Genomic DNA, 14,463 nt, shown 5'->3' on the forward strand with positions numbered 1-14,463 from the left:
TCTGAAACATAACTTTATTCGTCCGCCGCCGAATTTTCTTTTCGACGAAACGGGAAAGGGGCTTACCCATGTTCACCAATAAAGAGAATTTTAAACAAGAATTCAAACAGCGCCTGATCGGCACCAGCGGCCGTCAGATGCATGAAGTTACGGAAGACGATGTGTACGCCGCGCTCGGCAGCATGGTACGCGAGCAGATCGGCCGGGAATGGGCGGCGACCAACCGTTCCTATATGGAGCAAGGAGAGCGTCAAGTTTACTATTTCTCGATGGAGTTTCTGATCGGGCGCCTGCTCGGTAACAATCTGTTAAACCTCAACATTCTGGATTTGGTGCGGGAAGGGCTCGGCGAGCTGGGCTGGGATCTGGAAGATATCGAGGAATACGAAGCGGACGCCGGTCTCGGCAACGGCGGTTTGGGTCGGTTGGCCGCCTGTTTCCTGGACTCGCTGGCTTCTTTGGGCTATGCGGGACACGGCAACGGCATCCGGTATAAATACGGCTTGTTCGAACAAAAGATCATCGACGGCCATCAAGTGGAATTGCCGGACTACTGGCTGCAAAAAGGAAATGTCTGGGAAGTGCGCCGCGACGACAAAAAAGTGAAGGTGCGCTTTTGGGGCAATGTCGAGATCGTCGAAACGGAAGACGGCAACTACACGTACGAAACGAAAAACGGCGAAGAAGTCTGGGCGGTTCCTTACGACGTTCCGGTGGTGGGTTACGATAAAACGGCCGTCAACACGCTGCGTCTGTGGAGTGCCGAATCGGCAGCCGATCCGGCACGCGGTTTCGGCGGTCCGAACGGCAACTACTACAATTTCCTCGACTATAAGCGCTCGGTCGAAACGGTATCGGAATTCCTGTACCCGGACGATTCCCAGTACGAAGGCAAGCTGCTGCGCTTGAAACAGGAATACTTCCTGTGTTCGGCCGGCCTGCAAAGCGTGCTGCGTACATTCGATAAACTCGGCTTGCCGTACGACCGTTTGCCGGAAAAAGTGGCGATCCATATCAACGATACGCATCCGACGCTGGTCATTCCGGAATTGATGCGCATTTTGTTGGATGAAAAAAGCTTCGGATGGCAGGATGCCTGGGATATCGTATCCCGCGTCGTGTCCTACACCAACCATACGATTCTGAGCGAAGCGCTGGAAACGTGGCCGGAACAAATGGTTCGGGATCTGCTGCCGCGACTTTACATGATTATCGAAGAGGTCAACCGACGTTTTTGCGCCGATCTGCTCGAAGAACAAGGAGCGGATCAGGCCAAAGTGTCCCGTATGGCGATTATCGCGGACGGGCAGATCAAGATGGCGCATCTGGCGATCCACGGCAGCCACAGCGTCAACGGCGTAGCCGCGCTGCATACGGACATTCTCAAAAATCGCGAAATGAAAGAATTTTACGAGCTGTACCCGGAACGTTTCAACAATAAGACGAACGGCATCACGCATCGCCGCTGGCTGATGCACGCCAATCCGGATCTGGCCGGGTTGATCGAAGGCGCGATCGGCTCCGATTGGAAAACGCAGCCGGATCGCTTAAACGATCTGTTGGGCCACGCCGGAGACGCCGTGTTCCAGGAGCGGATTCGCGCAGTGAAGCACAAAAACAAAGAACGCCTGGCGTCGTATATTTACAAAAAGCACGGCGTAACCGTAGATACCCACTCGATCTTCGACGTGCAGGTCAAGCGTCTTCACGCCTACAAGCGCCAACTGCTGAACGCGCTGCATATTATGGATCTGTACAATCGCATCAAAGAACAACCGTCACTTGAGATCACGCCCCGAACTTTCATTTTCGGCGCGAAAGCGGCTCCGGGTTACTACATGGCGAAGCAGATCATCAAGCTGATCAACAATATCGCCGCCACCGTCAATAACGACCCGCAAACGAAAAACCTGCTGAACGTCTTTTTCCTGGAAAACTACTCGGTATCGCTGGCGGAGAAAATCATTCCGGCAGCCGACGTCAGCGAGCAGATCTCGACAGCAGGCAAGGAAGCATCCGGCACAGGCAACATGAAGCTGATGATGAACGGCGCGTTGACGGTCGGCACGCTCGACGGCGCGAACGTGGAGATGTACGAATCGTTGGGCGACGAAGGCATGTACTTGTTCGGCCTGCGTATCGAAGAAGTCGAAAAGTATTACCGCGAAGGCGGCTACTCGGCATCTGCGATCTATAATAGTGACGACCGCGTGAAAAAGGTACTGGATCAGTTGATCCATCCGGGACCGTTTTGCCAAAACGGCCAAAGCTTCGATTCCGTGTATCATTCGTTGCTCAGCCATAACGACGAATACTTCGTATTGAGAGATTTTGCAAGCTACGCCGACGCTCAAGCGCAGATCGGTCTCGATTATCGCAACACGAAGCTGTGGACGGAAAAGTCGATTCTGAACATTGCCAAATCCGGCCGATTCGCCGGAGACCGCACGATCAACGAATACGCGACGGAAATTTGGGGCATCAAGCCGGCCAATATCGGCAGCCGCAGCGGAATTTAAAAACGGTACGTTCTCCCGCGACCTCGATTCGGACGAGAAAGTTACGTGTTTGCGTGGGAAGCGAGAAAACTCCAAAAGAAATTCGTTCCGGTCACGTTGGACTTTCTCGATCTATCTAAGCCGCTCCTTCACAGGAGCGGCTTTTTTTACTGATCGCCTTTGGCTTCCCTCCTCCTTGCTCTCTTTGGAAATAACTTGCTTTTTCCGGCAGGAATTCAAGAAACGCCGCCGAATTCTATAGGGAATAATCCCAACCGCAAAATGCGGTATGGGAACGTCCCCGTTGTTTGAAACTTTTTGCAGAGGAGCGACCCCAATGAAGATCAGATTCGCCAGACCTGAAGATGCCGCAGGCATCGCGCAGGTTCATGTCGACAGTTGGAAAACGACGTACAAGGGTATCGTTGCGGACGCTTATCTGGATGGACTATCCGTGGAGAAACAATGGACGCGTTGGGAAAAAAGGCTGACGGAACCGGAGCCGGGCGAAGGCGTCATGGTGACCGAAAACGAAAGAGGACAAATTTGCGGATTTCTCGATTATGGCGTGGACCGCGAAACGGGACGTATTCACGAAGCGGAACTGTATGCGGTGTACCTGCTGCAAAGCGAACAGCGCAAAGGCATCGGCCGCCAAATGTTCCAAAGCATGTTGGACGAGCTGAAAGCGCGCGAATACCGTTCCTTGATGGTCTGGGTATTGGAACAAAATCCGGCCGTGCATTTTTATAAACGCCTCGGTGGCGAAGAAGCCGAGCGTAAAGAAATTCGGATCGGCGAAGAAGATTTTACGGAAATTGCTTTGTATTGGCGCGATATTGCCCGGTTAACGATTTGAAGGGAAGAGTGAGAACCCACCATGAGCTTTCAACTGGACCCGCAAACCGTTTACGTTTCTTTAATCTGCGGGCATGTATTGACTATCGTGCTTTTGACCGCCTATCGTCGAAGCGAAAGTAGAGACGCCTCGATCTCTATCTTTTTCACCGCGAAGCTGCTTCAGGCCGGCGCTTGGTCGTTGATGCTGTTAAAAGGAACGGTCAGCGATCTGACGGTGATTTCGTTCACCAATACGCTGTTGTTTCTGGGAACCGCTTTCGAGTCGGCGGCGCTGCTTCGGTTGCAGGGGGCGTTGACGCTTCGTTCCCGCAAGATCGGCGTTGCCGTCACGTTGACCGCGATTTTGCTTTTTAACGCCGTGCTGTTGTTCCATAACGATGAAGGGCTTCGAATCGCGGTCGCTTCGATTTTCTCCGCTTTTTTGATTGCTCCTCCGGCGCTTCGGTTTTTGATTCAGCGAAAAGCTACGGCATTGCGCAAATTAATGGGCGGCTTATATACGTTTTTGGCCGTCGTTTTGCTGATTCGCGCTTTGGTCGCTTTATTTGCCGAAGGGCCGGTTTCGTTGCTGGCTGCGAACGTGAGTCAAAATCTGTTCTCCATTTCGGCCTACATGACCATGATGCTCGCCAACACCGGTTTCGTGCTGCTTGCCAAGCAAAAATCGGACGACGAGTTATTTCGTTTGGCCAGCATCGACGACCTGACCCAGATCTGGAATCGCCGTACGTTCATTTACAAAGCGGAAGCGATACTCGATCTGTACGCGAAGCGCCGTTTGCCGGTGTCTTTTTTGCTGTTCGATATCGACGGGTTCAAAAGCATCAACGACACCTACGGACATGACCAAGGCGATCGGGTGCTGCGGGAGATGAGTGCCGTCGTGTCCAAGCAGATAGGCGCGTGCGATCTGTTCGGACGTTACGGAGGCGACGAATTCGCGCTGCTGCTGCCGGGATCGTCGCGCGCGGAATCGACTTTATTGGCCGAACGGATTCGCGTAGCCGTCGAAGGATTGTACACGCTGAGCGTCGGCGCGCTGACATTCGTGCCCGAGCATCGTTCCGATCTGGACCGTATTTACAAATGCTGCGATCTCGCCCTGTATGAAGCCAAGCGGGCGGGCCGCAACCGGATCGAGCGCGCCGAACCGCATTTCGAAGCACCGATCCGTCAGGAAGCCGATTATGTTCGGATATGAATAGTCCAAGCTGAATATGCAAAAAAGGAAACTTTGAGAGCACGTCATATAATTTTCAGGAAATTTCGCAAAAAGGGCTGATTTTTCAACTTTGCCGTGCTAAGATACGTTTTGTTTTGAAATAAACAAACGTATCGAAGGAGGGTGAAGAGATGAAAACGAAGAACGGGACCGCAGCCGCCAAGCTTCCGCTGGAGCGCGAGTTCAATCTGTTCCGTTTAACCTGGCCGATATTCCTGGAAGTCTTTTTATTTATGTTAATGGGGATCACGGATACGATGATGCTCAGCGGCGTGTCGGATGATGCGGTGGCGGCGGTAGGCGCGGCTAACCAGGTCATCTCGATCGCCATCCTCATACTTGAGGTCGTCGGTAACGGTGCCGCTATCGTTATCGCGCAATATTTGGGAGCTCGCAACCATTACGAAGCCGCCAAAATTTCCGGTTTGTCGCTGACGCTGAATCTGATGCTGGGCGTGACGATGAGTGCGATCTTCCTCATCTTCGGCCATCATCTGATGGTGGCGCTCAATCTGCACGGCGATATTCTCGTCTATGCCAAGTCGTATATGCACATCGTCGGCGGAGCGATTTTCCTGCAAGCTCTGATCAACATGCTGTCGGCGACGATTCGCACGTACGGCCAAACGAAGCTGACGATGTTCGTCGCGCTCGGCATGAACGTGTTGAGCGTGGCGGGCGGGTACGTCATGATCTTCGGCCATCTGGGCTTCCCGGCGCTGGGCGTCGAGGGTGCGGCTATTTCGACGGTAATCAGTCGCGCGGTCGCGGCAGTCGTACTGTTCTGGATGCTGTATCAGGTCATGGAAGTGCGGATTCAATTCAAATTTTATCTGAATTTAACCCGCGAATATATCATGAAAATTTTGCGTATCGGCGTTCCGTCCGCGCTGGAGCAGATCACGTATCAGTCGTGCCAGATGATTTTCTTTTTCTACGCGACGTTCCTCGGCGCTCAGGCGCTGGCTGCCCGCCAATACGCGACGAACATCTCGATGTTCATCTATCTGTTTGCGGTTGCGGTCGCGATCGGCACAGGGATTATCGTCGGTCGATTGGTCGGTGCGAACCGCAAAGAAGATGCGTATCACCAAGTGTGGAGCAGTGTGAAGCGTGCGATTGTCATCACCGTGATCGTCGATCTTGTGGTCATCGTGCTGCGCCACCCGCTCGTAGGCATCTTCACCGACGACGCGGAAGTCATCCGCATGGCTACGCAGGTACTCGTACTCAGCATCGTGCTGGAGACGGCGCGCACGTTCAACATGATCGTAATCGGATCGCTGCGTGCGGCAGGCGACGCCAAATTCCCTGTGTACGTCGGTCTTGTGACGATGGTAGGCATCAGCTTGCCGCTCGGCTACCTGTTCGTATTCCAATTGAACATGGGACTGCCGGGGATCTGGTTGGCGATTGCCGTGGACGAATGGATTCGCGTCGGCGTGATGTATCTGCGCTGGAAAAGCCGAGTATGGAAAAAGCATTCGCTTGTCCAGCATAACGAGCCTGAACCGAGCGAAGGCCTAACGCCTCCGCCTGCCCCTTCGGTATAAATGGAATTCTCAGCGAAGCCCGCTTGTCCGTCCGATGATCTTCGGCGGTCAGGCGGGCTTTTTTGACGTTTATTTATCTTGAGTTTGTTTGCGAATCGCCCGGGTCAAAAGCTCGCGGATTTCCGCTTCGCTTTTGCCTGACTTTTTGGCGATATCCTGAATCCGTTCATCGGAAAATTGTGGGGTTCCGAACATATCGGAAGTAAATTCCACGTAGCTTTCAATCGCATATTCGATACTTACAGGGCGTAGATGCACGACCTTCGCCGCTTGGATCTCCAGAAACTTTTCGCAAAAGGCCTCGTTCGTCTTTCGGTAGGCCCGGATAAGGTAGCTCCCGCATTCGCAGCTTTCCGTACTCAGGCTGGGCGTATAGGTAACGGCATTCCATCCGATCCGAAGCCAATAGTCTGCGAAACTCGGCCGCTTCTTTTTCCGTGCCGGGGTCGCCGCTCGGTAGCTCAGGTGCTTCAAGCGGAAATCGTTTCTCTTCCATTACCTGAGACAAGCTAGTCGTAACGATGTAGATCGGTTGTTTTGGAATAGAAATCCTCCTCTTTTACAGGGATCGAAGACGATCAACCAAAAAACGATTGTGGATGAGAACTATTATCACTAAAATAGAAGATAATCTATTCGGGACGGTACGAAGGCAAGAGAGAAAGAAGGAGTGGAACGTTTGCAGATCAAGGAATATACAGCGCTATGGAATGAAATGCCGATCGTTGTCAAAGACGTACGCTTGGTTCAAGCCAAACCGGGTAGGAAAGCCGAAACGTATCAACTTCCGACGCATGGCTTTATTTATATGGCTGAAGGTTCGGCGCGAATGCAACTCGATAACATGGATTATACCGTAGAACCTTTTCATGTGCTGCACGCCGGAAAAGGGATGAAGCTAACGGTTCACCCATTGGGCGATGGTCGGCATGTGGAGTATTATTTGCTATTATACCGCCCGGAGCCAGTAGGAGGGCGGGCCGCGACGAAGCATCTGACGGCGCTGGCGGATCGGTTCGGCATTGCGTATGAAGTGCGTCCGTCCTCTGCGATCCAACTATCCGAATACGCGCGCGAGATGCACGCCGGTTGGGAGTCGGGCAACGAGCTGCGACGCTACGGGGTACGAACGTTGTTTATGCGATTCGTCTATGAGGTATTGCGGCAACTGCACGGTGCGGATCGCCAGGCTTTTAACGATGATCCTGTGGATCGGGCTATTCGCTATATCAACGAGCATTATGAGCGTCCGCTCACCGTGGATTCGTTAGCGTCTACGCTTGGATGCAGTCCGCGTCACCTGAACCGTTTGTTTCGTAAAAGCGGAATCGACAGCAGTCCGTCCGGCTATTTGCTTGGCGTGCGTATGGAAAAGGCAGGAGAGCTGCTCGGACAGGATCGGTGGACGGTGCAGGAGATTGCCGCAAGGGTCGGGTACGAAGATGTCTACAATTTCAGCCGAATGTTCAAAAAGCATACCGGGATGTCGCCTACCGTTTACCGTCAGCGCCATGCAGGTCCGAATCTGCCATCTCGGATGTCCGATTCCTCCATTGTGAAGCAAGCCGACTCCCTCTATATTGATAATTATTCTCAAAAAGAAAAAGACAGTGGAGGGGTTACGATGACGTACAATTATTCCCGGCGTTCCGCGATGTGGATGCTGTTGCTTAGTTTTAGCTTATTGCTGGGAGCTTGCTCGACGCCGACGGCAGGAAACGGAACTTCTGCCAGCACGGAGCAATCCGCAAGTCAGACCGTTGCGACGACAGAGGGAGGCCGCGTCATCACGCATGATCTGGGTTCGACCGAAGTGGTCGGTACGCCAAGTCGGGTCGTTGTGTTGGAGCAAGGATTCACCCAGACGGTTGCTGCGCTTGAAGTCAAACCTGTAGGTGTGGCCGATGACAATAAGCCGGAGCGCTTTCCGCAGGACACACTGGCATATATCGAAGGGTATGAATCGGTCGGAACCCGTTCGGAACCCAATCTGGAAGTGATTCGCACGTTGAAGCCGGATCTGATTATTGCGGATACGAATCGGCATACGAACGTCTACGAGGAACTGTCGGCGATCGCGCCTACGATCGCTTTTCCCAATGACAAAGCCAACTACGAACAGATCGTCGCTTCGACGCGGGCAATCGGCCAAGCGCTGGACAAAGAAGAACAGGCCGAAGCGCTGCTTGCCGAGCACGCGAGCAATCTGGAGCAGTTGAAAGAGTCGATCGAGCCGGACCAGTCCGTATTGATCATTGCGCCGAGCGAAGAAGACGGGCATGATTTTGAAGTGCGCACCACTTCGTCGTTCCACGGCTCATTCCTGAAAAATGCCGGATTGAACTATGCGCTGGAAGACGCGGAGACGTCGAGTCAGCAGTTGACGATCGAGCAGCTGCTCGCGATTGATCCGCAGCATATCCTGATCCTGATCAATGAAGACACCGACTCGGTATTGGAAGCGCAAAAAGAAAATCTGTTATGGAACCAGCTTCAGGCCGTGCAAAACGGACAGGCACGCGAAGTCGAACTCGCCACCTGGTCCCGGCAACGCAGCATTCCGGCACTGAACGGGATTATGGATGAAGCGGCCGGTTATTTCTAAGCGGATTTCGGCGTCTGAGGTAAAGGATCGGCAAACTCCGGCAACAGCTCGTATTCTGTTCGCTTTTTTCGGAGCCGGCATGCTGTTGATTGTGTTGCTGCTGGCATCGCTTGCCGTAGGGCCTGCCTTCATGTCGTTGTCTACGATCCTCCGTTATGCGCTGGACTACTCGGAGCAAGTTCGGGAGCATGTGCTTCTGCATATGCTGCGGATGCCTCGGATGTTGGCCGTGTTGGTGATCGGAGCGAATCTGGGGGTAGCGGGTTGCATCATGCAGGCGCTGACCCGTAATCCGCTGGCTTCGCCAAGCGTATTCGGCATTAACGCGGGTGCGTCGTTTATGATCGTGCTGTGTACGATTGTTTTGCCGGGTCTTGGCGGACTGGCGCTGGCCGGAGCCGGATTTGTCGGAGGACTGCTGACGGTTGGGTTGATTCTGCTGATGGGCGCGGCGATACGCGGAGGAAGAGCGGATGTACGTCTGGCGCTGATCGGAATCGTGATTCAGGCGTTATTGTCTTCGTTCACGCAGGGGCTGCTTGTGTTTAACGAAGAATCGGCGTCGAAGCTTTTGTTCTGGTTGGCAGGGTCGGCGGCGGGAATCAAAAGCGAAGAAGCCGCATTATTGCTGCTTGTAAGCCTACCGGGCTTGTTTGCGGCATTGTTTCTCGGTCGGTCGTTATCGCTCATCGGCCTGGGAGAAGAGACGGCAAAAGGACTCGGTCAGCGGATCTGGCTTGTTCGATCCGTCGGTATTTTCCTGGTCGTGCTGTTGGCTGGTGTGTCGGTTGCCGTTGCGGGACCGATCGGCTTCGTCGGACTGATCGTGCCGCATATGGCGCGTTACTTGATCGGCACGGATCATCGTCTGCTGCTTCCGTTCTCGGCGCTCGTCGGCTCGGTACTGCTGACCGCCGCCGATGTTGGTTCGCGTTTTATCGACTTTCCGGCAGAGACGCCCGTCGGTCTGGTGACGGCATTGATCGGAGCGCCTTACTTCGTCTGGCTGGCCCGTCGGAAAAGCAGGAGGCGAGCGGCATGACGAAAAAAGCAAGCGTGGTGTTACTGACAGTCCTGCCGTTGATCGTGCTCGGACTCGGTCTGCTCGGCATCCGGGTCGGCGCGGTCGATCTGACGTGGACGGATATTTTCCGGGCTTTCGCAGGCAGCGGCGATCCCGATCGCAGCTATATCGTGTTGAATTATCGGCTGCCGCGTATTGGGTTAGCTGTACTTGTAGGAGCCGGCCTATCGGTATCCGGTTTGGCTTCGCAGGCGATGCTGCGCAATCCGTTGGCCGCGCCGGATACGCTCGGCGTGTCGGCGGGAGCGGCTTTCGGTGCGGTATCCACGGTACTGCTGGTTCCGCCGGAATGGCAATCCGTCTGGTTGACGTCAATCGCCGCCATGGCCGGAGGGCTGACCGGCGGAGCGCTCGTCTATATGCTGTCTTACCAAGGCGGCATTGATCCCGTACGCCTTGCGCTCGTCGGCGTAGCGGTCAGTGCTTGCGGAAGCACGCTGGTCCAACTGCTCGTCACACGTTCCGCTTCCAATGCCAATACCGTATTGCTATGGCTAAACGGTTCCCTCTGGGGACGAAGCTGGGAACAGGTGCTTCAGGCCGCTCCCGTGCTGCTGATCGGTCTGCCGCTCATGTGGATGCTGGGCCGAACCTTAAACGTCATAGCGCTCGGCGACGAAGCCTCACGCGGCCTCGGTCTGCCGCTCGAACCGATGCGATTGGCGATTCTGACGCTGGCGATCCTGCTGGCAAGCGGCTCCGTAGCCGCCGCGGGCACGATCGGCTTCGTCGGTCTGGTTGCCCCTCATATGGCCCGCCGCCTGGCCGGCCGCGATCATCGCGTGCTCGTTCCGGTAGCCGCGCTGCTCGGCGGAGCGCTGGTGTTGACCGCAGACATTCTGGGCCGGATCATCTCCCCGCCGGTCGAGTTCCCCGCAGGCTTGGTCACAGCCGCAGTCGGAGCGCCTTATTTCTTATACTTAATCTGGCGAGAATATCGCCCGCGTTCTATCAAATAAGAACCCTGTCGAGAAAGTTACGTAGGCGCGGGAAGCGAGAAGACTGCGAGAGAAATTCGCTCAAAACGCTGTCTCACTTGGAAAACTGGAATGGAATTTGAATGGAGGTTTTCCAAGTTCAAAGGCGTTTTGAGCTGAATTTCTCTCTCCGTCTTCTCGCTTCCAGCTACGTTAGATTTTCTTGACACATTGCCGTCCTCCTTAGAAGGACGGCTTTTTTATTTTTGAAAAAGGTCTATTCCAGCGAAAAGCCCAAGCGGAGGGGAAAATTCAGTGAAAGACGCCTTTGAACTCGGAAAACAACCTACTTGAATTTCAATCTAGTTTTCCGAGTGAGACAGCGTCTTGCAAAGCATTTCGAAGAAATGCACTTCGGAAGCATAGGCTGGTAATTTTTCCCGCAGCGCCCGCTTTCAAGCGAACAGGCCTCCCCCTACTCAGTCCAGTTCGATTTTAAACACGACCGGAACGGTGCTTGCGATCGAAGATGTTTGCAGAATCAGCGCTTCGGACGTACGTTCCCAAGCGATATTTTCATCGAAACCAAGAACGCTAATATCGCGAATCAGTCCGGAAAAATGATGAGAGTCGGACTTCAGCGACTTGATCGCGACGTAGCCGTCTTCGGGATAGACCAGAACCGTCGCGTACAGTGTCGAACCTTTTAAGGTAAAGCGAATATCTTCCGGTGTATAGGGTTTCTTTTCGCTGTCGGTGAATTGTCCTTCGACGATCTGTGTAGGGCCTTCGCCGGAGATTCGCCAGTAGGTTGCGTCGTAGATTGCTTCGCCGTTAGTCCGTAGCCAGTCGCCGATGTCCAGCAAAATTTGCCGGTCTTCTTCCGGGATGCTGCCGTCTGCTTTGGGGCCGATATTCAGCAGCAAATTGCCGTTTTTACTCACGATATCGACCAGGTCGCGAATGATTTCGACAGATGTTTTGTAGTCGTTGCCTTCCGTGTAGCACCAGGAGTTTTTGGCGACGGCCGTATCGGTCTGCCAGAAGTATGGCTTGAGTTCGGCGAATTGTCCGCGCTCTACGTCGGGAACGGCCGAGCCGAACATATAGGCGTCGTGCTTGTAATTGATCGCGACCGGAGTGCCCCATTCTTCGCCTTTGTTGTAGTAATAGGCTGCAAAGGTTTTGAGATAAGGTTTGAAGGCGGAGTGCTGAATCCACCAGTCGAAATATAGCACCTTCGGTTGGTATGCGTCCACGATCTCGCAGGTGCGGATCAGCCAGTCCTCCAGAAATTCTTCCGTCGGAGCAGGGCTGAACAGATCGTGATGATCCGGTTCGGGAGCGGCAGGCCAGTAAAAGTCTCCAAGCTGCAAAGGCTCGCGGATATCCGATTCGAACGCTTTGCCGTGCGACATGAAGAACCAATGCTCCGCCCGGTGCGAAGAAGCACACACCACCAGCTCTTGCTCCTCGAACGCCTGCTTCATCTCGCCAAGCAGATCGCGTTTGGGGCCTCTATCAAAAGCGTTATACGTCGACACCTCGCTTTTGTACATTTGAAATCCGTCATGGTGTTCCGCGACCGGCATGACGTACCGTGCACCGGCCTGTTTGAACAGATTTGCCCACTCGGAAGCATTGAATTTGTCGGCTGTGAACATCGGAATGAAGTCCTTATAGCCGAAGTCCGTATGTTTTCCGTACGTTTCGACATGGTGATTGTAGGCTTTGGAATCTTGAATATACATATTGCGGGAATACCATTCACTGTCGAACGCCGGAACGGAATACAATCCCCAATGAATGAAAATACCGAATTTAGCCTGTTTGTACCACTGCGGAACTTCAAAGCGACTTAGGGATTCCCAATCGTCTTTGAAACTGCCTTGCTCGATCGTATGCCGGATTTGTTTCAGGTAAGAGGCTTTGTCCATTTTTGCTCACATGTCCTTTCCATTCTCGAATTGATTTTAGTATACGGAAGCAGGAGATGCGTTAGAATGTAGATTAGTAACTCTAACCTGTACAAAAATAGCAGGAGAGGCAGTGGAATGAACATGGACAATCGTATGTTGCTTTCGAATGTTCTCGCCAATCTGGAAGTCGAGCTGATTACGGCCAACCATAATTTGTGCGCGCCCGATTGGAGAGATTTGAATTATACCCCTGATTACAGCAAGTTTTATTTGATCTGCGAAGGCGAAGGTTGGCTGCAAATCGGGGAAAAGGATTATTATCCGCGGCCCGGAGAGCTTTTTTTGATGCCGGAAGGGGTCGAGCAATCGTATTCGTTTATCAGCGAGCGGCCTTTTCATAAGTATTGGTGTCATTTCACAGCTCAGGTAGGTGGTATTAACTTGTTTAAGCTGCTGGATTTGAATCCGCAATGCGCGCCGAGGCAGCCCGAGCTTCTAACGAATGTGTTCCAAGAACTCGTGAAATATTCCGGTTCCGACGCAGTCTACGCCAAGCTGCTCGCCAAAAGCAAACTGATGGAGCTTGTCGCTTATTATCTGATGGACTTGGAAATCGACGCGGAACAGTTGTCTTTTAAAACCAGTTCTGCGGTAAACAAGCTCTCCGAAGTGCTGGATTACATCGACGAGCATATCACGCAAAATATGACGGTTGAAGAGCTGGCTGGAATCGTCTATATGCATCCCAATTCATTTATCCGCCTGTTCAAACAGTATGCGGGCATGCCTCCGATTCAGTACATCACGCATAAAAAAATCGAAAAAGCGAAGCAATCGCTTACGCTCACCGCGCTTTCGGTAACGGAAATTTCAGAGCAGCTGGGATTCAATGATATGTTTTATTTTTCCAAACAGTTCAAGAAGCATGCAGGCGTCACGCCGACCGACTACAGAAGGCGGATTCGTCATCCGTAGCGCGTGTTCGCAGTCCCCGAATCGGAATCTTGAAAGCTGTCTCTATAACGCAGGTGGCTTTTTTTGTTGCGAAACTTTAACGATCTGCGTAGACAAGGAGCTTGTTTACGTTTAATGGTTGAAGTGAAGGTTGAACGATTACGGAAAAGGGGGACGAAGCAATGAAAGTATGGGCAATCTGCGGAGATCGCTGGCATCCGGCGGCTACGGTGCGGCAAGGGCTGGGCAAGCTGGAGGAGAACGGGTTTCAATTCACGGTCACGGAGCGGCTGGAAGAGTTCGACGCCGAGCAGTTGAACGACTATCCGATCGTCATGGTATGTCGATCGAACAGCCAATCCGATAAGGAAAAAGAATTCTGGATGAACGAAAAGGTTCAACAGGCGTTCGAGCACTATGTCGAGCGTGGAGGTTCGTTGCTTGCGGTGCATGCCGGAACGGCTGGGTATAAGGAAGCAGGCGTATTTCGCAGTCTGATCGGCGGTGCGTTCGTCCATCATCCGGAAGCGTGCACGGTCACGATTCATCCGGACAAGCAGCATCCGATCGCCGAAGGCATTGAGGACTTTTCGGTACATGACGAGCATTATTTTATGGAGTGGGAAGATCCGATCGCGGACCTGATTATGACCACGGTATCGGAACACGGCGCGCAACCGGGAGGCTGGACACGTACGTATGGCCGGGGGCGCGTCTGCGTGCTGACTCCGGGGCATGAAGCGGAAGTATGGACGCATCCGACGTATCAAAAACTGCTGCGCAATGCGCTGTACTGGTGCGCGCAGAAAGGTGCGACAGAAAGCAACGCGTGAATGATATCAATCGAGCG

At 53.3% G+C, this 14,463-nt stretch carries 11 protein-coding genes; 9 read left to right on the plus strand and 2 right to left on the minus strand.

Going from position 1 to position 14,463, the window contains the following annotated elements; genetic code table 11:
• Positions 1-68 precede the first annotated feature (68 nt).
• The 4 genes from WKI47_RS07995 to WKI47_RS08010 all read left to right on the plus strand — a co-directional run bounded on the left by WKI47_RS07995 (position 69) and on the right by WKI47_RS08010 (position 6,134).
• On the plus strand, positions 69-2,519 hold the full coding sequence (locus WKI47_RS07995) for a glycogen/starch/alpha-glucan phosphorylase (protein WP_340226628.1): 2,451 nt from the start codon (positions 69-71) through the stop codon (positions 2,517-2,519).
• A 316-nt stretch (positions 2,520-2,835) separates the two neighbouring features.
• Positions 2,836-3,357, plus strand: a complete 522-nt coding sequence (locus WKI47_RS08000) for a GNAT family N-acetyltransferase (protein ID WP_340226629.1) — start codon at positions 2,836-2,838, stop codon at positions 3,355-3,357.
• Positions 3,358-3,378: 21 nt separating this feature from the next.
• Entirely contained in the window at positions 3,379-4,560 is a 1,182-nt protein-coding gene (locus tag WKI47_RS08005) for a GGDEF domain-containing protein (protein WP_340226630.1), read from the plus strand.
• A gap of 152 nt (positions 4,561-4,712) precedes the next feature.
• Positions 4,713-6,134 (plus strand): MATE family efflux transporter, encoded by a 1,422-nt coding sequence (locus WKI47_RS08010; RefSeq protein WP_340226631.1) that lies wholly within the window; start codon positions 4,713-4,715, stop codon positions 6,132-6,134.
• 69 nt (positions 6,135-6,203) lie between these two features.
• Here WKI47_RS08010 and WKI47_RS08015 read toward each other — a convergent pair whose 3' ends face one another.
• Entirely contained in the window at positions 6,204-6,392 is a 189-nt protein-coding gene (locus WKI47_RS08015; protein WP_340226632.1) for a hypothetical protein, read from the minus strand.
• 421 nt (positions 6,393-6,813) lie between these two features.
• Between WKI47_RS08015 and WKI47_RS08020 the strand changes: the two genes are divergently transcribed.
• The 3 genes from WKI47_RS08020 to WKI47_RS08030 all read left to right on the plus strand — a co-directional run bounded on the left by WKI47_RS08020 (position 6,814) and on the right by WKI47_RS08030 (position 10,782).
• Positions 6,814-8,739, plus strand: coding sequence for an ABC transporter substrate-binding protein (locus tag WKI47_RS08020; protein WP_340226633.1), 1,926 nt, complete (start codon positions 6,814-6,816; stop codon positions 8,737-8,739).
• 79 nt (positions 8,740-8,818) lie between these two features.
• The gene (locus tag WKI47_RS08025) at positions 8,819-9,781 is read left to right on the plus strand and encodes an iron ABC transporter permease (RefSeq protein WP_340226634.1); all 963 of its coding nucleotides are present in this window, start codon (positions 8,819-8,821) and stop codon (positions 9,779-9,781) included.
• On the plus strand, positions 9,778-10,782 hold the full coding sequence (locus WKI47_RS08030; RefSeq protein WP_340226635.1) for an iron ABC transporter permease: 1,005 nt from the start codon (positions 9,778-9,780) through the stop codon (positions 10,780-10,782). Before WKI47_RS08025 ends, WKI47_RS08030 begins: the two co-directional genes overlap by 4 nt.
• 437 nt (positions 10,783-11,219) lie before the next feature.
• Here WKI47_RS08030 and WKI47_RS08035 read toward each other — a convergent pair whose 3' ends face one another.
• The gene (locus WKI47_RS08035; RefSeq protein WP_340226636.1) at positions 11,220-12,677 is read right to left on the minus strand and encodes an alpha-L-fucosidase; all 1,458 of its coding nucleotides are present in this window, start codon (positions 12,675-12,677) and stop codon (positions 11,220-11,222) included.
• 117 nt (positions 12,678-12,794) lie between these two features.
• Between WKI47_RS08035 and WKI47_RS08040 the strand changes: the two genes are divergently transcribed.
• Together WKI47_RS08040 and WKI47_RS08045 are read left to right on the plus strand one after the other, a co-directional pair.
• The gene (locus WKI47_RS08040; protein ID WP_340226637.1) at positions 12,795-13,634 is read left to right on the plus strand and encodes an AraC family transcriptional regulator; all 840 of its coding nucleotides are present in this window, start codon (positions 12,795-12,797) and stop codon (positions 13,632-13,634) included.
• A gap of 161 nt (positions 13,635-13,795) precedes the next feature.
• On the plus strand, positions 13,796-14,446 hold the full coding sequence (locus tag WKI47_RS08045; RefSeq protein WP_340226638.1) for a ThuA domain-containing protein: 651 nt from the start codon (positions 13,796-13,798) through the stop codon (positions 14,444-14,446).
• The last annotated feature ends 17 nt before the right edge of the window (positions 14,447-14,463 follow it).

It is taken from the genome of Saccharibacillus sacchari (assembly GCF_037722395.1).
GTDB lineage: Bacteria > Bacillota > Bacilli > Paenibacillales > Paenibacillaceae > Saccharibacillus > Saccharibacillus sacchari_A.

What these genes read in the sequence shown, in the direction of transcription:
- WKI47_RS07995 (WP_340226628.1), top strand. Translation starts at nt 69, where the DNA reads ATGTTCACCAATAAAGAGAATTTTAAACAAGAATTCAAACAGCGCCTG.
- WKI47_RS08000 (WP_340226629.1), top strand. Translation starts at nt 2,836, where the DNA reads ATGAAGATCAGATTCGCCAGACCTGAAGATGCCGCAGGCATCGCGCAG.
- WKI47_RS08005 (WP_340226630.1), top strand. Translation starts at nt 3,379, where the DNA reads ATGAGCTTTCAACTGGACCCGCAAACCGTTTACGTTTCTTTAATCTGC.
- WKI47_RS08010 (WP_340226631.1), top strand. Translation starts at nt 4,713, where the DNA reads ATGAAAACGAAGAACGGGACCGCAGCCGCCAAGCTTCCGCTGGAGCGC.
- WKI47_RS08025 (WP_340226634.1), top strand. Translation starts at nt 8,819, where the DNA reads ATGCTGTTGATTGTGTTGCTGCTGGCATCGCTTGCCGTAGGGCCTGCC.
- WKI47_RS08030 (WP_340226635.1), top strand. Translation starts at nt 9,778, where the DNA reads ATGACGAAAAAAGCAAGCGTGGTGTTACTGACAGTCCTGCCGTTGATC.
- WKI47_RS08035 (WP_340226636.1), bottom strand. Translation starts at nt 12,677, where the DNA reads ATGGACAAAGCCTCTTACCTGAAACAAATCCGGCATACGATCGAGCAA.
- WKI47_RS08040 (WP_340226637.1), top strand. Translation starts at nt 12,795, where the DNA reads ATGAACATGGACAATCGTATGTTGCTTTCGAATGTTCTCGCCAATCTG.
- WKI47_RS08045 (WP_340226638.1), top strand. Translation starts at nt 13,796, where the DNA reads ATGAAAGTATGGGCAATCTGCGGAGATCGCTGGCATCCGGCGGCTACG.